Source organism: Rhizobium sp. 01T444 (genome assembly GCF_056398305.1).
On sequence record NZ_JBFTPD010000001.1, the window covers coordinates 366,244 to 392,389 of the forward strand.

A 26,146-nucleotide genomic window follows, 5' to 3' on the forward strand; every position below is an offset into this window, starting at 1 on the left:
ATTTTCCTCTCTTGGTCAATCAAATCACTCAAAATCGGTGGAGCTGGAGACTTGCTCCCAGGCGTCGAATTCGCTCTTGAGAGAGCCCAGTTTCTCACGAACGAGGCTGATCGCGTCCCGCCCCAGCAAGAGATGGGCCGGCGGATTATCGGATGCAATGAGCGTCAGCATTGCGGCCGCGGCCCTTTTGGGGTCGCCCGGCTGGTTGCCGTTGCGTTCGAGGCGGCGCTGGCGCAATGGCTCGAAAACCTCATCATAATCTTCGATCGAACGCTCCGCACGCACCATCGAGCGGCCGGCCCAATCAGTGCGGAAACCGCCGGGCTCGACAGCCGTCACATGGATGCCGAAGCTCCTGACTTCCTTGCCGAGGCTTTCCGAAATGCCCTCGAGGGCAAACTTGCTGCCATGATAGAAGGCAATGCCTGGCATGGTGATGATCCCGCCCATCGAGGTGACATTGAGGATATGGCCACTGCGGCGCTTGCGCATATAGGGCAGTACCGCCTGCATGACAGCCACCGGACCGAAAACATTGACCTCGAACTGGTGGCGCAGATCTTCCATGCTCGATTCCTCGACGAGGCCTTCATGGCCGTATCCGGCATTGTTGACGAGAACGTCGATCGGGCCGACCTCCCTTTCGATCTCGGCAACGACAGGCGCGATCGCTGTGGTATCAGTGACATCGAGCAGCATACCGAAGGCGAAGCTGGGCTTCAGCGCCTCGAACGCTTTGCGGGATTCTTCATTGCGCAAGGTGCCAACCACCTTATGGCCCTCGGCGAGGGCAGCCTCTGCAAGGGCGCGGCCGAAACCGGTGGAAACACCTGTAATGAAAAGGATCCTAGCCCTTGTTGTCATGGCCTTCACTCCGTCTGGCTGTTGGTGGAGGGGAAGTTAGGCCGCGGAGATAATTTCGATAAGCTCATTAAATGGCAATGGCCTTTTTAGAGAAACTTATTAATCTCGGTCTTGAAACCGGAGAATGGAATGCGCCAGGACATGCTTGACGGCATGGTAACCTTTGTCGTCGTCGCCGAGGAAAAGAGCTTTTCGGCTGCCGCCATTCGGCTTGGCGTATCGCCGTCCGCCATCAGCCAGACGATCAGCAAGCTGGAGAGCCGATTGCGTCTGCCGCTCTTCAACCGCACCACCCGCAGCGTGAGCCTGACGGAAGCTGGCGGCCGCTATCTGGAGCGAGTGCTTCCCGCCCTCGGCGAGCTTGCGGCCGCGAGCAAGGATCTCGATGCGGATGTCGGCCGGCCGGCGGGCCTTTTGCGGCTCAATGTGCTGCGCGCCGGCTATATGATTGCCATCCAGCCGCTGCTTCGCGATTTTCTGGATGCCTATCCCGACATTCAGGTCGAGGTGAAGATAGAAGCCTCGATGAACGATATCGTCGCGGAAGGCTTCGACGCCGGCATCCGCTTCGAAGAGACGGTGGCAAAGGACATGGTGGCCATTCCGATCGGCCCGCCTATCAGCGCCCATGTCATCGCTTCGCCGGAATATCTCGGCCGCCGCGGCATGCCGAAGCATCCACGCGACCTGCTGCAGCATGATTGCATCGGCTTCCGCTTCGTGACGAGCGGCCAGGTCGAGCGCTGGGAATTCGAGAAGGATGGCGAACGCATCGATATTACGCTCCATCCGCGGCTGATCCTCAACGATTCCGCTGCACTGACCCAGGCAGCCCTCGATGGAATCGGCATTTCCTACATGATCAACGGCTATATCGAACGTTTTCTCGAAGATGGCCGGCTCGTGCGGATCCTTGCCGACTGGAGCCCGCCGCTGTCCGGCCTGACGCTCTATTATCCGGATCGCCGGCGGGTGCCTGCAAAGCTGCGCGCGCTCATCGATTTCCTGAGAAAGCATCGATCCGAAGCGCCGCCGGCAACGGAAAGCGTGATTATCTAGCGTATAGAATTGCTTTGGAGGTAGGCTTTCGTCTCATCGCCGAATTCTGCCAGCATCTTCCAGAGTTCGCCAAAGATCTCGCGTGCGAAGGCTTCCATTGAAACGCCCTCCATCGAAACACCCTGGGTACGCTCTTGCCAGACCTCGCTGCCAACGCGTAGCGCGCCGATGACGATTGCCGAAAGCAAACGCATGTGCGCCCGCGCTTCAGGATCACCGCCCTTGCGGGCAATCAGCGCGTCGGTCAACTTCTGCTCCAGCTTGGCATATTTGAGCTGATCGCGGGCCTTGAGGGTCGGAGTGCAATGGATGAGTTCGCCAAGCGCCATGGCGCGCTCGTCAGCCGAAGCGGTCACAGTGACGATCAAGGCTTCCTCGACCGCCTTGACGTCAGACTCACCGGGCGGGCGGGCGGCAATCGCCGCCATCAACCGGTCAGCGAAGGAATCCTGCCAGGCGAAGACGACTTCTTCCTTCGACGGGAAATAATCGAAGAAACTGCGCTTCGAAACGTCAGCTGCTTCGGTGATCTCCTCGATGGTCGTCGCGTCGAAGCCGCGCTCCAGAAAGAGGCTCATCGCTGCCTGCTCGATGCGCTCGCGGGTTTGGCGCCGCTTGCGCTCGCGCCTGCCCTCGATGGCTTCAGGCAGTTTCTTCTCTGTCATTTGCATCAGATGTTATTCAGTCATCCGCTTCGGAGAAAGCGGCGATCTCCATATCCACTCCGCTGCTGCGATATTTGAAGCGCTCACGCGAGAGCTCCAGCGGCTTGCGGCGCGAAATCCGGTAGACGGAAGCCGGCGGCAGGTTGCGGACCGTGCCGCCGATGCGCGTCGCCTTCAGGCCCAGGCGATCGAGGATCGGACGCGGCACAGGACAGCGCGGTCCATAGGTAAACTGATAGAAGGCGCCGCCGACCCGCATATAGACGAAGGCGCCCGCCAGGATCGAGGCTATCTTGCGCGGCGACATGGAAAGCAGCGGCAGACCGCTGACGACGGCGCCGACAGGTTCACCTTCGAAAATATCGGCCTGCGCCAGATGGGCGGCATCCATCTGCAGGATGCGTGCATCGGGAAAACGCTTTTGAAGCGATCCGATGAATTCAGGACCATATTCGATGAGCGTCAGATCGGATTCGCTGATGCCGCGCGCAAGCAGCGCGCGGGTAAAGACGCCGGTGCCCGGCCCGAGCTCGATGATCGGACCGTCCAGCGCCGCGATCTCGCTGGTCATGATCCGCGCGAGCGAATCGCCGGAGGGCGCGATGGCCGCAACCCTCAGCGGGTTACTCAGCCAGGAACGGAAAAAATGCAGGAAATCGGAGAATGCAGTCTTTGCGATCATGATTATCCCACCTGCCTGAAATGCGATTGACTATCGATGCGACGATCTCTCGCAGCATGGCAATTCCATGGCAGCCTCGTCAATCCATCGTTTTCGCGCATGTCTTTTTCCAACAACATTTCGTGTATTTTTGTATCTATTGCATTTTTGCAGTTAATGCAATAATTCTCATCGCGTGATTTACCGATCGGTCCGCGCCGCCTCACACCGCAAAAGGAAATTTCCATGACTGACTGGACGACGACGAACATACCGGACCAGACGGGCCGCATCGCAGTCATTACCGGCGCGACCAGCGGCATCGGATATGAAACGGCCAAGGCGCTCGCCGGAGCCGGCGCCCGTGTGATCATCGCATCACGCAATGTGGAAAAGGGCAACGAGGTGCTCGCGAAGATCCGGGCGACGCATGCCGGGGCCGAGGTGAGCTTCGAACCGCTCGATCTTGCGAGCCTGACATCGGTCGCAAACTGCGCTGCTCGTCTCTCTGCCTCGCTGCCGCGCATCGACCTGCTCATCAACAATGCAGGTGTGATGGCGATCCCGACGCGCCACGTCACCGAGGATGGGTTCGAGATGCAGCTCGGCGCCAATTATATCGGCCATTTCGCCTGGAGCCTGCGGCTACTGCCCATGGTGCTCTCGGGAAAGGCACCGCGCGTCGTGACCGTGAGCAGCCTTGCGCACCGCTCCGGCAAGATCAATTTCGACGACCTGCAATGCGAGAAACGCTACGGCTACTGGTCAGCCTATGCGCAGTCCAAGCTCGCAACGCTGATGTTCAGCCTGGAACTCGACCGTATTGCCCGGGCGGAAGGCTGGAACCTGACGAGCACGGCGGCGCATCCCGGCTACGCCGTGACCGGCCTGCAGAGCACGGGCCCGCGCATGGGACGCACCGGCCCAAGCTGGCAGGAGCGTTTCGGCAAATTGCTGGAGCCTCTGCTTTCCCAGTCGGCTGCTGCCGGCGCATTGCCGACGCTGTTTGCCGCGACCTCACCGGATGCGAAGGGCGGCGTCATGTACGGCCCCGATGGTTTCTATGAGCTGAAGGGTTCGCCGAGGCTCGCAAAGATTGTTCACGCAGCGCAGGACAAAACGGTCTGGCGAAAGCTGTGGCAGGTCTCTGAAGATCTGACCGGGCTCTCCCTCGACATCGTGACCGAGGCTTCCCTGGAACGAAAAAGGCAGCCATGAAGGCTGCCCTCTTTTCGTGACAGGGATGTCAGTTCCCTCCCCTATGCCTGCAATCCGCGTTCAATAGTTGCAGCCCGAGCTGCTGGTCGGGTTGAAGCGCAGGCCGCAAGCCATGTTGAGCGACTTCTTCCGGCCATACTGGTAAGGTTCGGAGCTGCTGGAAGTACCATTGACCGAACCCGTGGTGTGGGGCTCATTGCGAGCGGTCGTGTTCTTCTGCTGCTTTACGACCTGCTGCTGCTGTTGCGCCGGGGCTGCGTTGGCAGATGCGAAAGCCGAAACGGTGATGATTGTGCCAAAGGCTACGGCCACGAGGCCATTCTTCACGACATTGATCATTTCTTGTCTCCTTGGGAGGATGGTTGGAATTTACGCCAAGGAACTAGGAAGCGGAATTGTCATATTCTACTGCCTTGAAACGGCGATCACGACGACGTGAGTTCCGATTGCGGCAAAGAAAAAGGCGGCTTTTGGCCGCCTTTTTCTTTGCCGGCTCAATAGCCGTTGTCACAGGGCATGCTGCCGGGGCCGATCGTGCCATTAAACGAGGGGTTGCACATAGTTTTCGGCTCGGGGCGGTTGACGGGTTCGCGGACAATCGAGCCCGTGGTGCCGGCTTCAACGCCGAACGCGGCAAGCGGATACCAGTAGCCGTCGGAGTGACGGCGGGTACCGGGGCGTTCCGTGCGGAATCCATGATAGCCATGCCAATAGCCGGCATGTGCTTTATATTGCACCATTTCCACATTCGATGGGACCGGGATCCGGGCCTGCTGAACGGGCGCCGCCAGCGCGGGAACGGTAGACGAGAGGGCGAGAAGAGCGCTGAGCGCAAAGGCGGCTGGGGCTAGATTAAGCATTTTCATGATAAACCCTCCTTCTGGATTTACCTATGAAAAATGCGTTCTATACGCGCGAAGTTCCATCACGACACGCAGCTTCCTACACTTGTGATTGCAGGCGATCCGGCGTGACTGAAAGACACAAAAAATCAAAAATTGCGATTTTGCAAAAGCCGCGAGAGCAGCGCCTGCGACAATTCATCAGCTGTGTGAATTCACCGTTCTCAATTCGCGTACAAAGGACGGTAGCCCTGGCTTGCGACGCAGGAGACATATTGCCTGTGAGCCGCGCCGCTTGCATTGGTTTCCCGTTCCATCGCGTCGCGGTGCCCGGTCATCTGCGCACGCAGGTCGTACTGCTTGTTTGCCTCATCATACATGGCGTTGGCATCGGACATACAGAGGCTTTGGGTGACACCAGGCGGATTAACGGGTGAAGCGACCGGCACGAGCACCGGCGCATTGGCGCGATCGATACAGCCCGCCAGAGCAGCCATCATCGCGACGAGACCAACGACACCAACAATTCTCGTCATCATCCAACCCTCCGGCTTCCCGCCCGACACAATCCATCACTTCCGCAGATAGACGCCGAAGGTTGCGCGAAACTAGGCATGGAGGTGGGGAGCGATGGTATCGTGGCGCCCGTCGAAGCTTGCGGCAGGCTTCAGAATGGACGCTCGGTCGCGGCACCATCTGCATCGGAGCTTCAAAATGACAGTTGTTCAGGAAGAAGAACCTTTGACCGCGGTCCTTCACATCCTCGGCAAATCAGTCAGTGTTTGATCTGCGCCGGGGAAGTACATTGCCTTGCACGCCAGTTTCGGAATAACGCCGACGAGCGTGATCAGCGCCGGAATTGCGGTCGCCGCCCTGGCGCTCGCGCTGGGTTATCTTACATCGTCGAGGTGGTGGAGAGGCGGGAACCAATCAGGCCTAAGTTGGCCGAAGCCGATTTGCTTGCGACAAGAGCAATGGCGCCGGGCGCGATGAAGAGCCTGCTGCCAAGTCATGACCATGAACAATTGGAAAATGGCGCGCCCGGGAGGATAAAACTGGGCACTCTTATGTCATTGTTTGTGCTATATAATCTTCTCATATCCTTTTGGCGACGAGATGGACTGATCGACAAGGTTGACGATAATATGGACGTGCGGGTGCGACCGGCATGTTTGCTCAACGAGATCCTGCTGGTGATATATACCGAGAGCATTCAAGGCAACAATCGCACGCGCGAATAGCGACCATTGCACCGTCTCACTGTCTTCGTGTAGGCTGTGAACTCCGCAATGGATCCATAATCTGCCATTTTGTTGTAATTTTCGGCAAGACCTTTCGTGTTGGCTGTTGCAACCGTCGCGACCTGCAATAAATAATGAAGCGACGCACGTAGGTTGAGGGACGGGAGCCATGGAAACTGATGACGACGCTTCAGCGCCAACCGAGAAGCAGCTATTTGTACTGCTTGGCGGCGAATTACTTTCGGCGTCAAGAATGGGGTCAACGGTAACCGACAACCAAAAGGAACAGCTTGGTGAAAGTTGGTTTAGGGGACATCTGAAAGAAATGCGGGAAGCAGTCTGCGGCAACTCCTTGGTTGAAGATCTGGCGAGCAAGAGTGACACTCCGGCCCTCGTTGCAGCTATTTCGCCATTGCTCGCGTTTGCGCCAACAACAGTTGCGGCCGCTACTGTTTCTCTCTTGCTTGCTCGCATTGGAATTAGGCGGATTTGCGCGGGCGAATGGAGCTGAGTTGATCTTGTTATTGAAAGTCTGTGATGTAGGGCGCTTCAGACAAATCCACCCCTAAAAGCCTGAATACTTCCGCGGCGACTTTATTTTGTGATCTGTCCAGCATCGGCGGCATCTCGAAGCTGTCGTATGCACGGCCAACCTCTGCAACAAATTCACTAACACGGCGAGCGACAAAAGCGTTCTCGTGCTGCCCAAGCAGCTCAAATGCGAGCTCAATAATATAAAGTCGACTGTGCGCTGGTGGGTGCGAATCAGGAATTGGTAGGCCTGCTTGCTGAGCTGCCGCTTCGACCAGCATCGCGATCCCAAGAAAGACCGCTGCTCCGCCGCATAAGAGGGGGGCCTCTTCCTTGTGTTTCGGATCTTCCATTATCTTTAGCATCGCCGTCAAAGCCCACACGTCAGCACAATGCTCATCAATGTGCCCAGGGTTAATCACGGATATCGCTGAAGGAATGGGCCGGACAGTCCGATCCCGCACCTGCGCAGGGTTCAGAATAGGGAGCGCAGCCCTAGGCGAGCGATCAACATGCCCGAGCGCAACGTGCGCAAGTTCATGCGACATGAGAAACTGCTCTGCGGACGTAGTTAAGCGCGTACCGACACCACTATAGTCTCCGAAATCGACAAGGTTTGCTCCGAGCCCATACTCGGGCTTTTTTACTTTCGATGCCCGTACATAATGATCGATATGTTCACGTAAATTATCGACCGCGTAAATTGGGTCTTTCATATTTGCCATAAACAGAGTCGTAAATATCTCGATTAGATCAAAACTTCCAGTTGCCAAGAGGCAGATTGGGCTTCCTTCGAACAATGTGGAATGCCCATTGAACCATGCAAACGGAAATACCCCCATCGCCAACGGTCGGCGGAGCAGGGGTACATCACCGCGTGCCGATTCAAATATTGGAGACGTCAGCGTTCGTATTAGCTCCGACGCTCTCTGTTCTGAAAATATTGTCCTAACCATCAGTAAGAACGTTCTAAGTTCATCTTGCGGCATCGAGTCCACGTTTGTAAGCATTGATAATATCATGCCATGAATTTCTGGGTGTTTTTCTTTAGGAATGCGTCCAAGATCGAGCACAATATCCACTGTGCCAGGCTCAATTCCCATCGAGCGAAGATATCTTTCATATAGCACTTGCTGGTCAGGATATGGGTCGGGCGGCGGCAGCTTCAGGCCACGGCTCAATGCAAGGCTCTCTACGTGTTTTAGAAGCGCCTTCGCCTTCTCACGGTCAAACGCTACGCCATTCATTTCTGGCTCCACTAGCGTCGGTGTTGCTTGGATTGCAAATTACATGGAATTGACCTGATCCTCAATAAGGGCGGAGAAATAAGCTTAAGAAGCGCCCACGTGCGTTGCTTATTTACAGATGCCCGTAAATACAAAACAAGTCTTCCACATATGCATGGCTGACTATAGTGACGACTATAGATCGGAGAGCTGCCGCACCAGTTGGTGCGTACATTCCTACTAGTTCCCAGTTTTATTCTCTGGCCTGTCAAATAGTGATAGTAAATCAGTATGTTGGGATTGGCGCGCCGGAGAGGATGAAACTGGGCACCCATATGTGGTTGTTTGTGCAGCCAATTTTTGAATGCGGTGACAGCACACTTAACAGTGATCTTGCCAAGGTAATGGCTAAACATAGCTACGATTACCGCGTTGCTCAGTAGGCGTCTCGGACGTAGAGTAGATCGCGAAAAGCAAAGAGAAGAAAGGCGATAGTCCAACTCGAGGGCACTGTTTCCCAAAAAATGGCTATCTCGTTAGCATGTCGAAATTAGAACTGGCCCTTGTTGCGACTGACCTGTCGGCCACGGTTTGCACAGCGCGGAGGGGATTACAGAAGAGGCGTCCGTGGTTATTCCGCCGTGGATCATGGCACCGGCAACAATGCCTTCGACTGCCCCAAAGTCATTGAATTCCAACTCTGCCGTTGTGTTGACAATACGAAGCTGTCCAATAACAATCGTATTTCCGAGGTTTACGGTTCCAATTTTGTCGTTGGAAAGAACCAAGTCGCCAGTGATGAGCCAGCCCGTCAGCTCGACCCTATCCGCCGTCAATCCATCGAGCGTAATCGTTTTGGCAAAGAGGCGCGTTCTCGGCGAGTATATGTTCTTGAGCTTGCCAGAAAGGGTGAGGTCGTACGGCAGGCCATGCTCCAAGAAGATCGATGGTCCCCAGCCAATCGAGGCAAGCGCCTTCCCAATGTCGGGAGGTGCGTAAACCGACAACAGTGGGCATTTTGCACCGACTATCTTCCAATCGGCCGCCGTGCGACTGCAGTAAATATCGCGCGCGATCGGGCTTATCCCGACGGTCGGAACTTCTTCGAGCTTGGCGGTACCGTCGGGCTCGTCGAACTGCAGTGACACGTTGGAAGCATCAAGGGGAATCGACTCGGTTAAGTCAGAGGACCCGACCCGCGTCTTGAGTCCGAGCTCCAAGCAATGCTTAGGCAAATCCTTGAAAGCCATCATAAAGGGTAGCGCGTTCCACTCATCTTGAGATGGGATCTGGTCACTGCAAAATTTCTGCCAAGAGTCGTCGGCGCGAGCTGGTTGCAAAGGCACAAGTTCGATCGCAACAAGCATTGCGCTAACGACAGCGTATGCGCCGATCCTAGAAGTCACAAATCTGTCCATAGTCACTTGTTGCCCCGGTGATAGGAAACATCTCACTGTACAGCTTATTGGGGTCGAGCTCTGAAAATGGACTCTGGCCAACCATTATCGTTTGGAGCACCGTTCCATCACTTAGATAAATCGCAAAACAGGCGTTGCCTGAGAGCATTGCTTTATTTAGCAGCTGGACAAGATTCGGATCGCCACTTGGTCGGGCGGTAAGCCCGATCGAGCAGAGTGCAAACTTCAAGTCCTGATCGGTTAGCGTGTTGCCAGTCCTTGGGCTCGTCTTAAAGTGGCCCTTCTGACCAAAGCCGCTAAGATCTAAAGGATTTGGCGTGTAGATAAAAAGGTCAGACCGATCGCGCGCCAACGCCAACCGGTCAATACTGAGGTCTTGGTCTAGATGAAGAGCCGGATCAAATGTAGGCCAGAGGTCTGGTTCGCCGAACTTCAGGTTATCAGGCGTTTGGCATTCGAGTTGCACATTAGCAGAGTCTATCGCCTCTAAGATCAGGGCCTCCTTGTCAAGAGTCTCCTGATAGAATTGCTTTCGTGCTGGTGGCTCTGAATCGTACAGACCGCTTGCGTTACCACCACCCCCTGGAAAGGCTTCGGAGTCGCGCGAAATGGGCCCTTTGCCAAATGTCCAATAGCCGTTATTGTCCTCGCCGGTGGTCGTATACCCGATGCGTGAGGCGTAATCCATCAACAGACTAGTGTTCTGGCTCAGCTTAAGCGCAAAGCTATACCGAATTGGCAGAACGACCGGATGAGCAGTGGCCTGTGCAGTCTGCGTACTGAAGACCCTAAGAACCGTTCCTTGCTGGGAATAGTCGCTGGCCCCCCCAGATAGAAACTTATCTGACTTCTCAGTTGCAGACGCGACGAGGCCTGCAGGCATGGCCCAGTTGAGTGAACTCCCTTGGATTCCTCCGTGAGCGATACCGATCACTGTGTCATTGTCTATGACAGGCCCACCCGAGTCCCCCGGATCAAGACGGTGTTGCAACTGGAGAATGGCAGTCGTCTTTTTGAAGAAGTGTGCCAGACCGCTGTCGAGATCCTCATCAGGAGCCAATAGGCTTCCAATGGTGCCCGGGCCTAGGATGCGAATATTCGCGTCCTCCGCCGTGGCCTCCGCCAGGCCTAGCTTGTAACCAAGTACGATCACGTCGTGCCCAGCCAAGTCGGGAGGAGCGTCGCCAGTGGCAAGCGCCGGCGAGAGCTTCAGAGGAGCAAATCCCCTCGCGAGCACATCATCCGGTTGCGGAACCTCCAACAGCGCAATGTCGGCAGCGGTATTCACTGACAGTATGGAGGTGTCGCGCCGAAAGGTACCACCAATCCACTGAATCGAGGGATAGTAGGCGACGCCGTGAAGCGTGGTGACGATCACCAACTGGCCATTTACGTCGGCAAAAAAGCCGGTGCTAGAGACGGAGTGTCCGCAACTTTTTCCTCCCCTTTCGGTGCGGCAGTCACTAGCGTCAATGCGGACGACACTATGGGAAAGAATATTCCGGACCCTCACGACTTCGTCGGCGCTCATCGCAGCATACGCGGCGTTTGTCATCGTCGTTGTAAATACAGCAGCAATGGCGATAGCTCTAAGACGGCTCAGCCCAGGGTGCTTCATGGTGTGCCCTGTGGATTGCAATAAGCATCAGCGACCAACTTACCGAGGTCAACAGCATGGTTTTGGTCAACGGCCTGGAGAAGCTTGCCAGCTAGTTTGGCTTCGGCGTTGTTCGTGAATCCATCAAACTTCGCAAGACTGCTGAGGTCTGATCCATTCGAAGCGATCATTTTGTTAAGATTGACACAGTAGGCGCCGCCGACGTTAATGCCGACGTTAGGGTGGTCAGGTGTTTGACTCGTGCTGAATACCCGGATGCCCGTCGCTTGGGACGACAGGTCTTTGCCTGAGAGGATGAGCGCAGTCGCTGCCTCCGTGACCTGTTGGTCGATCTGATACTTTTGGCCACTGACCTCGATTGCCTTCATCCCCGATGAAGACAAAAACGCCTTCAGCACGTTACGCTCGAGATCCAGATTTGTTGGCATACCCGGGATCAGACTAACGCCGAGAAAAATCCCTGTAGCAACGACAAGGCTCCCGTAAAACCAAAGCATCGAAGTTGCGGCTGCCTTGATCAGAGTTTGCTCGTTCTCTTTGTGCTCTTTGGCAGACAGGAAAAATAGACCAATGGCAGTGACTGTGGTCAGCACTCCACCAATCACGGCACCGGCCACAGGCTCGCGCGAAAAGGCAATAAAGATGCCGAGGACTGCACCACTTACAGTCATCAGCGCAGTTAGATAGCGCTGCATTATGGGAGACCCTCCTCACCCAAACCCGGCGACTCAATTGGCGCTCACGAATATCGGCGAGCGACAAAAACAAAATTGTAGAGCATTGCCCAAGGCCTATTCTGGCGAAATTGCGAGGTGATTACAATGAGCGTTCCCGCGCGTTCCCACCTGAGATCGGCCCGAGCGATCGCGTGGCCGGAATCAAGATGACAGTGCACTCAATCCCTGGCGAGTGACTGTGTGAGAATGGCTTGCGTCATGGTGATCAACAAGACGTTGAAGGTTAGGAAACTATCAACGAGCCTAAAACCGGTCCGCTGTACACACATGGCTTGCCGCAATGTTGAACGATCAGCCGCTGGAAGCGCCACTCCGCCAACCTCGCAAACTCATGCTGGTGCTCAGTTTTATTTTCTTGTTCACAAGATATTTCTAACAAATCAATAATTTAGAAATGGCGCGCCGGGCAGGATGAACTGGGCGCCGCTATGTCATCGCTGTGTCTATTGATTTCTGAAATTCTGCTTGGAGTACAGGCCTGTTTAGCCCCAGAGAACGAACCGCTCGCGCGGCAAGGCGCGGCGTCGACGCTTTCCACGGCTATGCCGAGATGTTTTCGCGAAGGTCAGTTGGTTGGATTTTTTCAGCGAGTAACGCGCAGCGCAAGTTTTTAGCGATCCCTAAACTTGAACGCCGCGTCGGGATCAGCTGCAACGGTTGCTGCACGACCATATCTTCCGAACAATCTGACCACGCCGTCAAATCGGTAAGTCCGGATGTATTGCCACAGGGCGCGCCGGCGGGCGTCGTCAAAGTGATTGAGGGTATCTCCCGGTTGGGGAATTTCGCCGATTAGCTGCAGCCAATAGCTAAATAGCCTTTCGAAATCCCCTGCGTCGATCACGCCCCTCGCGATCAGATTATCGATCCTTTCCAGCCGCCCAAGGAAGCCGTCGATCAAATCCCTTATTTTCCGCTCGTTCGTGGTAAACAGCTCCGACTTCTCAGAGGTGGGGTTGGTGGCAAGGCTCTTGATGCTATCGGTGTGATTACGTAGCGCAGCAGAGAATTCTCCGGGGTTTATGAAGAGCGGGGGCACCTCTGGCATTGCGTTGCCGGGCATTGTGTAATCGGGCATCTCACAATAGTCGATCATGCTCATCGCGGACTGCACAGCGTCATCGTTGTGGAATATTTCCATCTCACTAGCGGCGTTGACAGCTTTGGTCCGCGCGCGCTCCGCCTGCTGGTCTTTGCTGTTCCGGTGATATTGCAACACCGCCCAAAGGGCACTGCCGGCGGTCCCCAGAAGCCCGACACCGGTTGCGATTTCGCCGAGCAAAGCTGCCAATTCTGTGTCAGGCATAGAACCCCCCTTGGAGCGAGTCACTTCGTCGGAGTCGTAGGCTCCGTTGTCTTAAGGCCAAGATAGGTGGCCGAACTGATTCCCATGAGCCCCAGCAGGGTCGCGTCGAATGTGGGCATCGCCAAGCGCTTGTAGACGTCGAGGACGAACACCAAGCTGAGCAAGATCGTCCAAGCGACCATCTGGAAGCGGTGGAAGCTTACACCGTTGGCGTCGCTAACGATGTCCTGCCAGAATCCTTCAGATTCGCCTCGCAGTTTGCGGATCTGTGAGCGCACCGCTGCGAGGCGGCCTTCCTTTCCCATTCGCTTGATCCGCTTTTCCTCAGCTTCCGTACGTTGATCAGTGAGCTCCTTCCGCTTCCTCTCGATCGTGTCCTGCTTTGCCTGCAGATCGGCCTGTGAGTTGTCGGTCTCCATTGCTTTGATCGCCTGCTCAGCCGCAGTAATCGTAACCTTAATTGAGTTGATTTCGCCCTCGAGCGTTGCGATTTCGTCGGTGAGGTCCTTTTCCTCCACCTTCTTGTCGGCAAGCGACTTTCCGCGTTGAGCCGCCGCTGCCTCGGGATTCTGACTGTCGATCATCGCGCCCAGCGCTGCCGTCGCACCACCGATTCCGAGAAGGGTCAGCGCGGTGGCGTTGACAGATCCGGTGAAGTCTCCAGTGACGGTGCCGATGAGGATATACGACGCAAGGATGAAGAAGAACCACCAGGCTGCCTGGCTCTTGGCGAGGCTGAAGGAGCCCTTGGCATCGGGCGCCTCCGGGTCAGTCAGACCGTTGCGCAGGATGGTCGTGCGCCGCATCAGCAGGCCGAAAGCGATGATCAGCAGGCCGAAGATCACCACCCAGAGGATGAAATACCAGCTCGCGATTGGATCGAGCCTCACTTCCTGGCCGCTTGTGATTGGCCCTTCTTCCGCCAGTCCGACGCTGACCGGGACTGGTCGCGAGGTCAGTGAGGGCTTGCCGAGGACACGGTCCCAAGGCTCGGGCGTAGCGCCCTCGGTCCGGTGGATGGCAAGGTCGAAGACGAGAGAGTCGCCGGTCCTTATGTAGGGAGTGAGACTGGGGAATGGTCGCGAATCGAGGTAGAGGATGACGGGCCTGTTGAGTTTTGCCGCGCAATCCATAAGGGCGTCTAGTCCGGCGATCTCGATCGTAATTATATCTTCTAACTGCACGTCCTTACGGTCGTCGGAGTTAATTTTCTCGCCCTTCGGCGGCCGAGAAGTCCGATAGACTTTACGCACTTCTGCCGCGCCGCAATCCCGCCCCTTTGCAATGAACGATGTAGCGGCGGGCGAACCTGTCTGGGCCTGTAGCGGAGTCGCGGGTGAAATCAGTGCAGAAACAAGCACGAGCAACGCAAGCGTCCCAGCGTCACGCGCGAAGGCTCGATGCAATAATTGAGTGTCGATAAATGGCCGCCAGCTTAAACGCCTCCAGCGTAGTTGGGTGGCGGTCCCGTTTGCGGTGGTTTGCGGCCATGGCATGTAGAACATCCCAGCGGCACCTAGCAGAGTAATCAGTGAGGTAAGTAGAGTTGACACAATCGGCAAGTCACTGGGACCACTGAATATCCAGATAACCGCACAAAGGCAGGCAATACCCACTGGACATTTTGGCAAGGCTCTCATGTTTCCCTCCTGGCGAACCCACGGCGCGCCTCGCTTAGCCTTTGTCTCCTCTGAAAACCTCGATCGCTAAACGGCATCGACATTGAATGGCCTCAGCACACAATCTCGAGCTTCACCTGCCCGGATCCGGTGTTAAAGCTGTGTCCAAGTCAACTTTGAGCTTTTGCGGCGACTTAGCATCGATCACAGCGTTTTGCGCCAGTTGCCAGACAAATGACCCTGTAAACCCTGAACCTGAGGGATGGGAATCTGGGAAATTGTTGCCGGGGACCGCGTGTGTGCTGGTAGTGGATACATTGAAGGCCCAGACGCGTGCTGCGGGACGCAGCGTATGCACTTCCTGGGCGAATCCATGTGAACAATAGACGCCCGGGCAGAAGCCATCTCCCGCCACTGTATCCACCCAAGCCCCGAGATAGGCGCGCTGCACAGGCTTTAGAGGTGGACCGTTTTCTAGGTCTATATAGACAAAGGTTCCGGCCGGAAACCCTGCCGATTTCATCAGCGAAACCGCCTGTTTGCCGTCAGTCTTACCCTGAGGACCGGAGGACAACTTACTGCCCTTTCCTACGACTTGCTGGCCCACATACAGCGGGGCAATGCCCCAACCTTGCTCTACTAATTCGGCACGGTGAGCCATCCAGTCTTTGCCGGAGTGGCTTGGCGCGGGACCGAGGTAGAATCCGCACCAGTGAAGGTTGGTATTGGCCTTCAGCCAACTCGTAATCTCAAGCCCAGGAAACGCTGAGCTATCGAAGCCAGAAAAACCCGCCATTATCGTCTCCTTAGTTTGCTGCCCGGGTGACCGCCGAGCCCGGTCAGGGTTTCAGATCTCCCTCAATTGCCCATTTGTGAATCGTGCTGTCCGCCACTTCGAAATGCATCGTGTCGGCAAAGCCGATGCCTGAATACCAGCCTGCCTGATTGAAGAACGGCAGTAGCACGGCGATGAAACGTGGGATCATGCCATGCGTGTTCCCTGGTGCATCGTGACCCACTATCCTGAGGTCGATTGCAGTGCCCCAGGAGTGATTGCTTATTTTTGTCGATGGATGCCCATTCGTGGGCTTGCGATAGCGGACGACAAGCATGCCGGCGTCATCGAGCACCGCATCAAAGTTGTGGCCATCCTCCGCTTCCTGAGCGATGGCCTTCTCCAGCACCTGGCCGAGGCTGGCAATCGCCGGCCGGATCCCTGTGGCCTTTATGTTGGCCGAAAGCTTCTCTGTAACCTTCAGCGCTTTTACGAGTGGGCTTGCCTTGTCAGGCTGGTCATGGGTCGTAAGAGGAGTTTGAGGGGAGCCAAGTAGCGATATCATGGTCTCTTCTTGCGCGGACCTCAGCCCCGCATTGATTGGCAACATGTCGTGCAACGGCACCATACTAAGATAATAGTCTGCCTCGCTCTGCGCGGCTGTCGGTGTCTTGGCCATGAGGAATCTCCCCTTTCTCTTTTCAGCGGCTGACGGATTGCGCGCTTTAAAGCGCGGGGAGAACCAGAAGGCCCGCGCTTGCGCTCGATAGGACCTTGTTGATTGCTCCCCAAAGCACCTTCACGGCGGCGTTCCAGACCTTCTCAGCCGTCAAGATCGACAGCGCCGCCACGTCTTTTGCAAGGCTCCTCACGGAATCCGCGAGCCAGTCGGCGAACATATGTTGCAAGACCGGATCGTCCTTCAGCGCACCCTTGATGCTGCTCTCTGTGATCCAAGCGGCCTGCTGCGCCATCATTTTCGATTGCTGTGCGATCAGGCCAGAGATCTTGCTCCAGCCCTGTTTTGCCTGTTTCTGAACAGCGTCCGTCAGGGCAGCTACAGTGGCGCCAACGTCGAAATCTATTGCCATGGAAACCCCCTATCGCTGGAGCGCAGCCTCGAACACCAAGACCCGGCTCATTTCGCTTTCGTACTTGTTCTTGAAACCGCCCTGACCGTTGAATCCACTGACCAACTCGCTAACGAGCTTGCCTTGCTGATGAGTCTCGCGCATCGTGGTCAGCAGGGCAGTCACCTGGTCCAGGTGATGGGGCGTGGGGTTGACGCAACCAGTCGGGTCTTCCCCACAAGCTGCCTTCACCTTGGAAGTATCGAGCAACCGCTGGCTTAAAGGAGGAACCTCGCGGGTCGCCGTCGCCATCCTCGCGGCGGAAAAGCCACCAATAAGTTGATTGTAGGTTTCCTTGTAGGTCGGGAAATTGCTAGCTGTTCCGCCGCCAGATAGCGACGCGAAGAGTGTCTCGGCCTTCACGTTTAAGTCGGTGAGACTTGTGTATGTTGACCGGTCGTAAGCCGGCGACAACTGCGTCGAACAACTAGAAATTATCCAGAGGATTAATAGGACGACCAGAAGCGACGGGATCGTCCTTGCTATAGGCCCGAATCCGCTCCTAAAAAAACGTCTGGACAAGCGAAGGTGTGCTTCACACTCTCCAAACATCACCAGTCTCCATGGCGCGTTAATGTTGCAAATTGACACTCTCTCTATCTAAGCGCTACACCGTTGCGTCAGGGCCTACAATCCTCAATTGAGATTAATATGCGGGTGACAATGGAGGTAGCTGAGTGGTAGACGATTTTAAGAACGACGGCTTATCAGTACCGACCTGCGCCTTAACAGCGGAAAATTCCGGCTCCGGCTGGCCCAAAATCGGGGTGCACTTCACACTGCGGGGCGTGCCGTTATCTCCACGATTGTTTCGGTGCGAGCACTGCTTTGAGGCTGAGGCGGTTCGATTTAGCCGCTGAGGATATCCGCTGACCTTGCCCCCAAGTTTTATCCAATTTTGAGTTCGCTCCAGCGGTTTTTGGTTTCGGTATTTGCGGCGGTAGCGGCGGGTTGCCGTGCGGAGCCATTCCGGCTGCGCAGCACCGCATCACGTCGCGGGTTGATGGTGTGAGCGAACTCGGCAGGTGTCAGCCAGCCGAGGCTGGAGTGGGGTCGATGATCGTTGTAATCGCTTCGCCAGTTTGAAAGCGCTGATCGAGCATGGGGCAGTGACGAGAAGAGAGTTTCATTCAGGAACTCGTCTCGCAGCCGCCCATTGAAGCTTTCGATAAAGGCGTTCTGGATTGGCTTGCCTGGCGCGATATAGTGCCAATTCACCTTGGTCCGATCCGTCCATTGCAGGATCACATTGCCGGTGAACTCGCTGCCATTGTCGCTGACGATCATCTTCGGCTTGCCGCGCCTCTCGATGATCCGATCAGTTCGCGAGCAACCAGCAGTCCGGAAAGCGATGTGTCGGCGACGAGGCCCAGGCATTCCCTGGTGCAATCGTCGACGACCGTTAGAACCCGGAACCTGCGACCATCGGTGAGTTGATCCGACACGAAGTCCAGCGACCAGCGATCATTGGCGGCAAGCGGGATCAGCATCGGCGCGCGTGTGCCGATCGCCCGCTTGCGGCCACCGCGCTTGCGCACCGTCAGCTTCTCTTCCCGATAGAGCCGGAAGAGCCGTTTGTGGTTCACAAGGTGCCCCTCACGCCTAAGCAGCACATGAAGGCGTCGATAGCCGAAGCGGCGGCGTTCATGCGCCAGCGCCTTCATCCGCTCGCGAAGGTCATGGTCATCGCTGCGCCTGGTTTCGTAGCGGATCGTCATCCGGCAAAAGCCGATGGCTTTACACGCCCGCCGTTCGCTCATCTGGTGGTGATCCATCAGATGAGCGACAGCTTTCCGCCTTGCTGCGGGCGTCACCACTTCTTTCCCAAAAGGTCTTTCAAAGCGGCATTGTCGAGCATCGCATCCGCCAGAAGCCGCTTCAGCTTCGTGTTCTCGTCTTCCAGCGTCTTCAGCCGCTTGGCCTCCGATACGTCCATGCCGCCGAACTTGGCCTTCCACTTATAGATGCTGGCATCGCTAACGCCGTGCTTGCGGCAAAGTTCAGAGACCGGCGTGCCAGCCTCGTGCTCCTTCAGAATGCCGATGATCTGTTCGTCCGTGAAACGGTTGCGCTTCATTCCCTGGTCCTCTCGATGGGCCAGAGCTTACTTCAAAATGGATTATTTCAACGGGGCAAGGTCAGCCCGTACCCTGTCTGTGCCGGTAGGCATTGTAGTTACCGCCTTCGGCGATGCGCAAATCCTTGTGTCCAGCAGCTCTGGCGCCGGATTCTTCGCGCTTCTAACCTCAATGTCCCAAGCCGATAGTGATCCCAGCGTTGTTGGCGGCACAGTCGCCATGACGACCCTATCATCATCAACACTCCAGCGAAGCAAATCGACGTTCAACGTGGAGACAAACACAAGCGCTCAGATCAGGTCTCGTCTCAGCGCGTCTGCGGCCGGGGTTAGCCTCGTCATTTTCACCGAAGGCTGGGTCGATACAAGAGGATTATTCTGATGGCCTACGTACAACGAACGAACGGCGCCATCGCTGGCGTCTATCGAAACCTTCAAAAAGGCGTTGCCGAAGAGGAGCTTGCGGACGACAATACTGAAGTATTGGCGTTCCTCAATCCTCCCGCGCCGCCAGTCGAAAGCGTTTCGGCGCGCCAATTCAAGATGCAGTTAGTCATTGCTGGCATCAAATCGCAGGTCGATGCATGGATATCCCAGCAAGGCGAGTTAGTTCGGGTCGCCTACGACTATTCCGGCACGTTCGTTCGGAATGAACCGATGATGGCGACAGGCTTTGCAGCTATGGGCTTCACGCTCGAGCAGATCGACGAATTCTTTCTTGCAGCGTCGAAGCTATAGAGGCGGCGTAATTCCCGACGCCTCTAGAAACCTTGATCGCAACCTTGTTCACCGAAACCATGGGCAGTGCCGCGATCACGGAAAGAAATATCACTCCCAGGTCGATTGCTATTTTTGAAGGGACAGAGCCGCCAAAATTGCGCACCAGCGGCTCACCCACGAATACCATCACAGGGCCGTGGACGAGATAAAGCGGGAACGACAGCTCGCCAAGCCTTCTCGATAGGATGCACGAGAGGATTGCATTCACCGGTCTCGATGCGATGCATCCGAGGGTGAGCGCAACCGTCGCTGCAACGCTCCAACGGTCGAAAGCCGGGTGCAATAGAGCTGGTGCCGCGATACCGATTACAATCAAAGTGATTGAGAGTGCAGGGGGTATCCGCTGTATCCATCCGCGCTGGATGGCGCCAGCAATAGCAGCGCCGAACAGGAATAGGGAATACAGCCGCAGTGTGTCAGTATGCGCCATCGCAATCATCAAAACTGCGACGAGGCTGATCACCAACAGCGCATGGCGCGTTCGAACGGCCGTGAAAAGAACGGCAAATAGCAGAAACGATCCGATGAGTTCCACGCTCATGGTCCATAGCGGTCCGGCATAGGTCCAATGTGGGCTGTACTTGAAAAACACGTCATAAAGAGAGAACCGCAAGACGTGGGCAATACTTGGCTCGAAATTCAGAGTATTTGCAAACGGCGCCAGTCGATCCGCGGACGGGGTTAAGAGACCGAGTACCATCGCGAAGTGCACACCAAGAGAAATAGCCAGAATCGGGATGGCCAATCGAAAATATCGAGCTGCTGCGCTTTTGATAAGAAGGCCGTTGTCAAACCTAGCGAGATACCCGATTGAAAGCGAAACGCCAGATACGGCGAAAAAGATCATGACCGCATAAGGGCCGTTGAACGGCAAAAGGTGACGGAGGAACGCGCCGCTTTCCTGAGTAACCGCCAGCCCAGAGGTAAAAACGTGGTAGAGCAGGACGAAGAGGGCAGCCCATCCGCGTAGGCCGTCCAGCACCGGCAGGCGACCCCCATCCCCAATCCGTCCGACATCGTTCATTGTAATTGCGCTCTCCGTAATTGTCGCATGTTTGGCAATAGGCGATCTTTGTGCAGCGCGCTCACAGCGCGCGCTTTCACCTACCATTTCCCCCCGGCCGCCGCTAGCGGCCTCAATCCCACTCAGTTTCGGAGACATCACTATGAACCGGGCGCACTTTTTGGTCGCGCAAAAGTGCAGGGCGGCGCGCGCGAGCATCCAACAGTCGATGCGTTCCTTAATGAGCTGCCGGAGGTCGTCTGGCCATAATGTGATGGGGGCGGGTCGCGAGGCCCGCCTATCGTATTCCGGCCAGGACCTGTTCCGAAGCAAGCCCTGGCCGGGGATCGATCCCACGCCGGGAGTTCTAACCAACCTCCGCGGCACGGGGTGATCATGCCGGATCTGGTGGCGCGGCGATATCCGCTAAGGTACGGAGATTTGATGTTTTGATGTGGCCACGAGTCCGCTTATTACCGTCGCCAAAAAAGGTATAGCGTCCCACCACAATCTTGACTTTACTGATTTATCCCTTATGTTCTTGTTATGTTCCTATTGCGCTTATCATTGATTAGTCAATGCTGCTTCAATTTTCAACCGTGCATTGATTCGGAGCAGATATGCAGCTGGAGAACTTGAAGATAAATCGTGTTGTCATGCACGAGGTGCTGAAGCGTGATGACGACAGACAGCCGAAAGTACCAATTTACGGGGCTGCGCTTGAAGGTCTAGAAGCCGCGGCCAAAGGCGCATTTACATTGAGAGTTACGGAAGCCCTTTCCACGCAATCGAAGAGCATTGAGATGCAAATCTCCGATTTCGGTGCCGGCAGTATGGTTGATATCTCAGGAAGGCTCATCGACCTTGCAGGGGACGTCGATTTTCTTGAAGTATCCAAGGAAATAGCGGTGCGCCTAGCGTCTGCTCAGAAGGCTCGTAGCATCCCCGGCGGCGTGGTTATAGCGTTTGACGGATCGTTTGGCGTTCCCGAGCGTAAATTCCTCGGGGTGATTAAGGCAGAAACTCAAAGTGGCTTCCGGCGTAGCAAAACCGCCGAGAAGATTCTCACAGAGTTCCTTGACAACATCTTTCTCACGCCAGCTACCCGGCTGTATAAAATCGGCTTCCTTGTTCAGGAGCCTAAGGATGACGGGTTTGATTGGAGAGCGATAATTTTCGACAGCAACATCTCCAGCTCTCACCGTGAAACGGCAGCGCAGCACTTTTATGAAGGCTTCTTCGGCTGCCTCTTTCCCGCCAATGGAGCCTACGAGACATCCCGCTTTTACGATCTTACAAAGGAATTTGTCCGGCGCGGGCCATTCTCTCCAGATAAGAAGAGGGATCTCGGAGACGCCCTATACACGTTCGTCAAAACAGAACAGGCAGCAACATTCACGACCCATGAATTCGCCGATAAGTATCTGCCGATAGATCAAAAGGATGCTTACAAGCGCTTCATGGTGTCAAAACGTTTCCCTGAGCGGGCAGTGGTTCGCGATACTGCCGATATGGGAGCGCGTCTTCGCAGACGAAAGTTCAAATTCGGCGACAGCATTGAATTATCCGTATCCCCCGAACTGCTGCACAACAACGAAGTAAAGATTAAAGAAGCTCCGGCGGAGGAGCTTGGAGGCGAAGGCAAACAGATGTGGAGCCAGATTACCATCAATAGAACTATGACCGATCAGCTGTGACTGATCGAAAGGCTTTCGTTGAACGATGGCAGCAGGAGCGCCCTCTGTATGATGCGTGGGGGCACTTCGTTGTCGACAAGGTTGTGCAACTGATCACCTTGGAACTTGCGCCGACGGGTTTGGGCGTGTTTCTCCGGATGCCTGTCGTTCCTCGTGTAAAGACGGAGGAGTCTTTAGTTCAAAAAGCGTTCATTAGAAAAACGTATGCCGATCCGTACAATGACATCGAAGATAAGGTAGGCGTGAGGTTCGTTGTTTTGCTCAATGAAGATGTCCGTCTAATTGGAAATATCATCGAGGGCGCCTCCGCATTCTGGAGCGCAAACAAAGCGCGAGATTTCGAACTAGAGCGACAAGCAAACCCCTCCGTGTTCGATTACCAATCACTTCATTACGTGGTGCGCTCTAAGCCTGGAACGAAACACGATGGCCTGGAGATTCCAGCTGACCTTCCGTGCGAAATCCAGGTTCGGACACTTCTGCAACATGCGTATAGCGAGCTGACGCATGATACGATTTACAAGCCTTCCGTGGCAACAACGCCGGAAATGATGCGCGCTGCTGCAAAGAGCATGGCCCTGATCGAAGCGACCGACGACTACTTTTCAGAGGTGGTCGGAATAATCAGGGAGAAGGAGCGGTCAGCACGCGAGATCGAAGCCGACCTGACGGTTGAGTACCGAGCTCTTACCGGCCGTGAACCGACTTCGTCACCTTTAAACACTCAGCTAGTCGACCATTACAAAGGCTTTGCCGGTTCGAACTTTGCGGCCAGCCTTAGAGATTGGCTCGAGAAGAAGCCATACATAAAGGAGCGTCTCGTCCATCACGATCCGTCAGACTTCATCTTCGATGTCCCCGCGATCCTGCTCGTGCTCTTTGCAATTTCGGAATCTCCCGAAAAAGCAAAACTAGAGAGTCCGTTAAGCGACGATGAATTGGCGCCTTTGTATTCTTTGTTTGGCTATGGGTTGCACAGCTAAAACTTCCAGTCTCGATAGGTGTCTATCCGCTTGACTTCGGCGTGGCCTTCATCGGTAACGAACCAATCGCGCTTGCCATTCTACAAATTTGTCAACGCAACTATGCTGCATCCTTTGGCAAATAGCCCTTAGCCTCGAGATCATCGACAATCAGCTTTTCGATGTAGCTGGCGACGGTACGGCGATCTGCCTTTGCTGCAGATTCTAGGGCGTTTTTCACTGCCGGCTCGACGCGTATTCCTAGGCTTGCGGTTCGGGTCATTTGTGTCTCCTCATGTGGTGGCGAAAGCGGTAGTCGGTCAAAAGCAAATGTTAGTATTTTGCCGCACTTGTTAGTTGACCGATTTCGAGAATCGTTTTACAACAACTGACATTGTTGAACAACGGGGTTGAGAATGAACGCGCAAGCCAACATCACCGTATTGGAGTCCTATAGATTTGAAATCGGCCAAGCGGTCGACCACGTAGGCGGCAAGATGAGATCTGTCATCGTCGGTCGCGAGATAACGCTCATGGGTCGCGAGAACTACCATGTCGAAGTGGCTCCTGGAGATGCGGCAGGAAGGCCATACCGGATCGTCAGCGGAACCCATTTAGTCGCGGTGTAATGGCTAAGCTTCCGCCATCGTTCAGCCTTCAGGCCGTCCCTATCCGATCGGCACTGAGCCAGGGGCGCACCGAAGACGCACGTCGGATGGTGATCGAGCTGTTGCAGGCCGGGAAGGCTGACAGAATAGTCCAAGGCATCGCCGCGGATCTCCTGAAGCCAGCCAAACGCGTTGCTGGCCGGCCGAAGGCGCTACCAGCCTTTTGGATCGAGATCGGGGAAGATTTCTACAAGATGCGGGAGGCGGGAGTCCGCTATGACACGGCGCTTTCTGAACTCGGGGCGAAATTCGGATTCAGCGAGAGCCATATTCGGAATGCGATCGCTACCTACGACGACATCGACGACGAATAGCACCGCAAACAATGCCTGGTTCTTTGCCTAACGATTGATTTTGGAATCAGTCATTCATCTCCCTGCCACCACAGAGGAGACCAGGATGACCGCCATCGCCTTATCACAGAGAAGAAGATGAGAACGACGCCGCGAGGCGCCGAATGATCACCTATGCCAAAAGCCAGAGGAGGTACCATGCCAGTCAATCTTGGATGCCAGATCACGTTCCGCCCCGAAAGCTCGGTCATCCCATCGATCGTGCTGCTGGAAACGATGTGCGCAATGAAGATCGGTCGGCCCACACGGCCAGTCGCAGCGAACGAGAACTTGCGGAAGACCGCGTGAGATCCGCGATCGCTGCCAACGACAACAGCCCGCTAGTCCTCTCGAGGAGAGAGGCGGCCGCTTTGTGCCATATGAGCCTCACCGGCTTCGATTCGTGGGTTCGGAAGGGAATTGTCCCATCCGCCATCCCCGGAACGCGCCGATGGAGCCGTGTGGCCATAGAGCGGGCGATAGCAGGTGACCGCTCCTCACCGGAGCCGGCCAATGACAACCTGTCGCCTTTCGAGAAATGGAAGCGGGAGAATGCGAACAAGGCTTAGGGGCATCAACACGGTCAAACGAACCCTCGCCGACGGGACCGTCGCCACATACTACTATCACCGCGCAACCGGGTTCCGTCTTACGGGCGAGCCCGGTTCAACTGCGTTCATGGCGTCCATCGCAGAAGCCGAGACGAAACCGAAAAATCGCCATGAAGGAACACTTTCTGGATTGATCAGGGACTTCGATAGCACGAAGCAATGGCGACGCCTGGCTGAGAGCACCAAGAAGGAATATCGGCGCGTCTTGACCTTCTGGGATGGCAAGTACGGGACCGTTCCGTATGCGGCGCTCGAAGACAAGCAGTTCCGCCGCGACGTACTGAAGTGGCATGATGAGTTTTCGGAGGACAAGCCACGCGAGGCTGACAACCGGGTGACGATCCTCGCCCGCGTCCTTTCATGGGCCACGAAGGATGGACCGTTGAATAGGAACGTCATGGATGGCTTCGAACGCGCGTATGATGGCGACAGGTCCGAACTGATCTGGCTGCCGGAACACGTCGAGGCCTTCATGGAGAAGGCGAACGAGGAGATGAAGCTCGCGATCGTCCTGGCACTTCACACCGGCCAGCGTCAAGGCGATCTGCTAAAGCTGGCATGGTCGAACTATGACGGTACCCATATTAAGCTCCGGCAGGGCAAGACAAAGCGATATGTCGCGGTGAAGTGCACCAAGGCTCTGAAACAGACGCTGGACCGTCTAGCGCGCACATCTGCCCTCATCATGACCACCAAGACCGGCAAGGCGTTCAAGAAGCGCTATTTCGCCGAGCTATGGGAAAAGACGTGCGCCGATGCGGGAATCACCGATTTGCACTTCCACGACATTCGCGGAACGACCGTGACCATGCTGTTTCAAGCAGGATGCAATCTCGGCGAAATCGTCTCAGTCACTGGCCATTCGCTTCGCCGCGCTCAAGAGATTCTGGACAAGTACCTCGCCCGCACGAGCACTATGGCTGACAACGCGATAGCAAAACTGGAGAACGTCTTGGAAACGGATTTTGCAAAACGGCCTGCAAAACGCGAGGCTTCAAATGAAGCTAAGTGATGGCGCACCCGAAGAGATTCGAACTCCTGACCCCCAGATTCGTAGTCTGGTGCTCTATCCAGCTGAGCTACGGGTGCGTCTGCAGTGGCGGCCG

28 protein-coding genes, 1 tRNA gene and 1 pseudogene are annotated in these 26,146 nt (G+C 55.7%); 10 read left to right on the top strand and 20 right to left on the bottom strand.

Annotated features, from left to right (window positions below; all coding sequences use genetic code 11):
- Window positions 1-24: 24 nt before the first annotated feature.
- Complete coding sequence (locus AC1DTN_RS01740) at window positions 25-864, bottom strand: oxidoreductase (protein WP_113322867.1); 840 nt, start codon at window positions 862-864, stop codon at window positions 25-27.
- 129 nt (window positions 865-993) lie between these two features.
- Between AC1DTN_RS01740 and AC1DTN_RS01745 the strand changes: the two genes are divergently transcribed.
- Entirely contained in the window at window positions 994-1,923 is a 930-nt protein-coding gene (locus AC1DTN_RS01745) for a LysR family transcriptional regulator (RefSeq protein WP_477919738.1), read from the top strand.
- On the opposite strand, the gene AC1DTN_RS01750 is transcribed toward AC1DTN_RS01745, so the two are convergent.
- A complete protein-coding gene (locus AC1DTN_RS01750; protein WP_477919890.1) occupies window positions 1,920-2,588 on the bottom strand; it encodes a TetR family transcriptional regulator in 669 nt (222 codons plus the stop codon). The genes AC1DTN_RS01745 and AC1DTN_RS01750 overlap by 4 nt on opposite strands.
- Window positions 2,589-2,604: 16 nt before the next feature.
- Complete coding sequence (locus AC1DTN_RS01755) at window positions 2,605-3,270, bottom strand: class I SAM-dependent methyltransferase (protein ID WP_477919739.1); 666 nt, start codon at window positions 3,268-3,270, stop codon at window positions 2,605-2,607.
- Window positions 3,271-3,495: 225 nt separating this feature from the next.
- Between AC1DTN_RS01755 and AC1DTN_RS01760 the strand changes: the two genes are divergently transcribed.
- Window positions 3,496-4,467, top strand: coding sequence for an oxidoreductase (locus AC1DTN_RS01760; RefSeq protein ID WP_477919740.1), 972 nt, complete (start codon window positions 3,496-3,498; stop codon window positions 4,465-4,467).
- Between the two features lie 60 nt (window positions 4,468-4,527).
- Here AC1DTN_RS01760 and AC1DTN_RS01765 read toward each other — a convergent pair whose 3' ends face one another.
- The 3 genes from AC1DTN_RS01765 to AC1DTN_RS01775 form a co-directional block, all read right to left on the bottom strand.
- The gene (locus tag AC1DTN_RS01765) at window positions 4,528-4,806 is read right to left on the bottom strand and encodes a hypothetical protein (RefSeq protein ID WP_477919741.1); all 279 of its coding nucleotides are present in this window, start codon (window positions 4,804-4,806) and stop codon (window positions 4,528-4,530) included.
- Between the two features lie 155 nt (window positions 4,807-4,961).
- Complete coding sequence (locus AC1DTN_RS01770) at window positions 4,962-5,333, bottom strand: cell surface protein (protein WP_113322861.1); 372 nt, start codon at window positions 5,331-5,333, stop codon at window positions 4,962-4,964.
- Window positions 5,334-5,533: 200 nt separating this feature from the next.
- Entirely contained in the window at window positions 5,534-5,848 is a 315-nt protein-coding gene (locus AC1DTN_RS01775; protein ID WP_477919742.1) for a hypothetical protein, read from the bottom strand.
- Window positions 5,849-6,250: 402 nt separating this feature from the next.
- Between AC1DTN_RS01775 and AC1DTN_RS01780 the strand changes: the two genes are divergently transcribed.
- Both AC1DTN_RS01780 and AC1DTN_RS01785 read left to right on the top strand, forming a co-directional pair.
- A complete protein-coding gene (locus AC1DTN_RS01780) occupies window positions 6,251-6,550 on the top strand; it encodes a hypothetical protein (RefSeq protein WP_477919744.1) in 300 nt (99 codons plus the stop codon).
- A 169-nt stretch (window positions 6,551-6,719) separates the two neighbouring features.
- The gene (locus AC1DTN_RS01785) at window positions 6,720-7,061 is read left to right on the top strand and encodes a hypothetical protein (protein WP_477919745.1); all 342 of its coding nucleotides are present in this window, start codon (window positions 6,720-6,722) and stop codon (window positions 7,059-7,061) included.
- Window positions 7,062-7,071: 10 nt separating this feature from the next.
- On the opposite strand, the gene AC1DTN_RS01790 is transcribed toward AC1DTN_RS01785, so the two are convergent.
- The 11 genes and pseudogenes from AC1DTN_RS01790 to AC1DTN_RS01840 all read right to left on the bottom strand — a co-directional run bounded on the left by AC1DTN_RS01790 (window position 7,072) and on the right by AC1DTN_RS01840 (window position 18,987).
- Window positions 7,072-8,328 (bottom strand): hypothetical protein, encoded by a 1,257-nt coding sequence (locus tag AC1DTN_RS01790; protein WP_477919747.1) that lies wholly within the window; start codon window positions 8,326-8,328, stop codon window positions 7,072-7,074.
- Window positions 8,329-8,843: 515 nt separating this feature from the next.
- Window positions 8,844-9,674: a hypothetical protein gene (locus AC1DTN_RS01795; RefSeq protein WP_477919748.1), complete on the bottom strand. Its 831-nt coding sequence runs from the start codon at window positions 9,672-9,674 to the stop codon at window positions 8,844-8,846.
- 28 nt (window positions 9,675-9,702) lie between these two features.
- Window positions 9,703-11,343 carry a S1 family peptidase gene (locus tag AC1DTN_RS01800; protein WP_477919749.1) on the bottom strand — a complete coding sequence of 547 codons (1,641 nt, stop codon included), beginning with the start codon at window positions 11,341-11,343 and terminating at the stop codon, window positions 9,703-9,705.
- Window positions 11,340-12,038, bottom strand: coding sequence for a hypothetical protein (locus AC1DTN_RS01805; RefSeq protein WP_477919751.1), 699 nt, complete (start codon window positions 12,036-12,038; stop codon window positions 11,340-11,342). Before AC1DTN_RS01805 ends, AC1DTN_RS01800 begins: the two co-directional genes overlap by 4 nt.
- Window positions 12,039-12,690: 652 nt before the next feature.
- Entirely contained in the window at window positions 12,691-13,386 is a 696-nt protein-coding gene (locus AC1DTN_RS01810) for a hypothetical protein (protein ID WP_477919753.1), read from the bottom strand.
- Window positions 13,387-13,406: 20 nt separating this feature from the next.
- Entirely contained in the window at window positions 13,407-14,891 is a 1,485-nt protein-coding gene (locus tag AC1DTN_RS01815) for a hypothetical protein (protein WP_477919755.1), read from the bottom strand.
- Window positions 14,892-15,138: 247 nt separating this feature from the next.
- Window positions 15,139-15,801, bottom strand: coding sequence for a glycoside hydrolase domain-containing protein (locus tag AC1DTN_RS01820; protein ID WP_477919756.1), 663 nt, complete (start codon window positions 15,799-15,801; stop codon window positions 15,139-15,141).
- 43 nt (window positions 15,802-15,844) lie between these two features.
- Window positions 15,845-16,459, bottom strand: a complete 615-nt coding sequence (locus AC1DTN_RS01825) for a M15 family metallopeptidase (RefSeq protein WP_477919757.1) — start codon at window positions 16,457-16,459, stop codon at window positions 15,845-15,847.
- A gap of 46 nt (window positions 16,460-16,505) precedes the next feature.
- A complete protein-coding gene (locus AC1DTN_RS01830) occupies window positions 16,506-16,871 on the bottom strand; it encodes a hypothetical protein (protein WP_477919758.1) in 366 nt (121 codons plus the stop codon).
- 9 nt (window positions 16,872-16,880) lie between these two features.
- Window positions 16,881-17,273 (bottom strand): hypothetical protein, encoded by a 393-nt coding sequence (locus AC1DTN_RS01835; protein WP_477919759.1) that lies wholly within the window; start codon window positions 17,271-17,273, stop codon window positions 16,881-16,883.
- A gap of 525 nt (window positions 17,274-17,798) precedes the next feature.
- Window positions 17,799-18,987 (bottom strand): annotated as a pseudogene (locus AC1DTN_RS01840) (IS3 family transposase).
- Between the two features lie 381 nt (window positions 18,988-19,368).
- Between AC1DTN_RS01840 and AC1DTN_RS01845 the strand changes: the two are divergent.
- Window positions 19,369-19,725: a hypothetical protein gene (locus AC1DTN_RS01845; RefSeq protein WP_477919760.1), complete on the top strand. Its 357-nt coding sequence runs from the start codon at window positions 19,369-19,371 to the stop codon at window positions 19,723-19,725.
- Here the strand turns inward: AC1DTN_RS01845 and AC1DTN_RS01850 are convergent.
- On the bottom strand, window positions 19,676-20,791 hold the full coding sequence (locus tag AC1DTN_RS01850; protein ID WP_477919762.1) for an acyltransferase family protein: 1,116 nt from the start codon (window positions 20,789-20,791) through the stop codon (window positions 19,676-19,678). The two genes, AC1DTN_RS01845 and AC1DTN_RS01850, sit on opposite strands and share 50 nt — an antisense overlap.
- Window positions 20,792-21,390: 599 nt before the next feature.
- Here AC1DTN_RS01850 and AC1DTN_RS01855 point away from each other — a divergent pair.
- Window positions 21,391-22,467 (top strand): nucleoid-associated protein, encoded by a 1,077-nt coding sequence (locus tag AC1DTN_RS01855; protein WP_477919763.1) that lies wholly within the window; start codon window positions 21,391-21,393, stop codon window positions 22,465-22,467.
- Window positions 22,464-23,450, top strand: a complete 987-nt coding sequence (locus tag AC1DTN_RS01860) for a GTP pyrophosphokinase (RefSeq protein WP_477919765.1) — start codon at window positions 22,464-22,466, stop codon at window positions 23,448-23,450. Before AC1DTN_RS01855 ends, AC1DTN_RS01860 begins: the two co-directional genes overlap by 4 nt.
- A 100-nt stretch (window positions 23,451-23,550) precedes the next feature.
- Here AC1DTN_RS01860 and AC1DTN_RS01865 read toward each other — a convergent pair whose 3' ends face one another.
- A complete protein-coding gene (locus tag AC1DTN_RS01865; protein WP_477919766.1) occupies window positions 23,551-23,712 on the bottom strand; it encodes a hypothetical protein in 162 nt (53 codons plus the stop codon).
- Window positions 23,713-23,845: 133 nt separating this feature from the next.
- On the opposite strand from AC1DTN_RS01865, the gene AC1DTN_RS01870 reads away from it, so the two are divergent.
- From AC1DTN_RS01870 to AC1DTN_RS01880, 3 genes are all read left to right on the top strand, one after another.
- Window positions 23,846-24,058, top strand: coding sequence for a hypothetical protein (locus AC1DTN_RS01870; protein WP_477919768.1), 213 nt, complete (start codon window positions 23,846-23,848; stop codon window positions 24,056-24,058).
- Between the two features lie 86 nt (window positions 24,059-24,144).
- Window positions 24,145-24,411: a hypothetical protein gene (locus AC1DTN_RS01875; protein WP_477919769.1), complete on the top strand. Its 267-nt coding sequence runs from the start codon at window positions 24,145-24,147 to the stop codon at window positions 24,409-24,411.
- Between the two features lie 696 nt (window positions 24,412-25,107).
- Window positions 25,108-26,052, top strand: coding sequence for a tyrosine-type recombinase/integrase (locus AC1DTN_RS01880; RefSeq protein ID WP_477919771.1), 945 nt, complete (start codon window positions 25,108-25,110; stop codon window positions 26,050-26,052).
- Here the strand turns inward: AC1DTN_RS01880 and AC1DTN_RS01885 are convergent.
- A tRNA-Arg gene (locus tag AC1DTN_RS01885) sits at window positions 26,053-26,129 on the bottom strand.
- Window positions 26,130-26,146 lie beyond the last annotated feature (17 nt).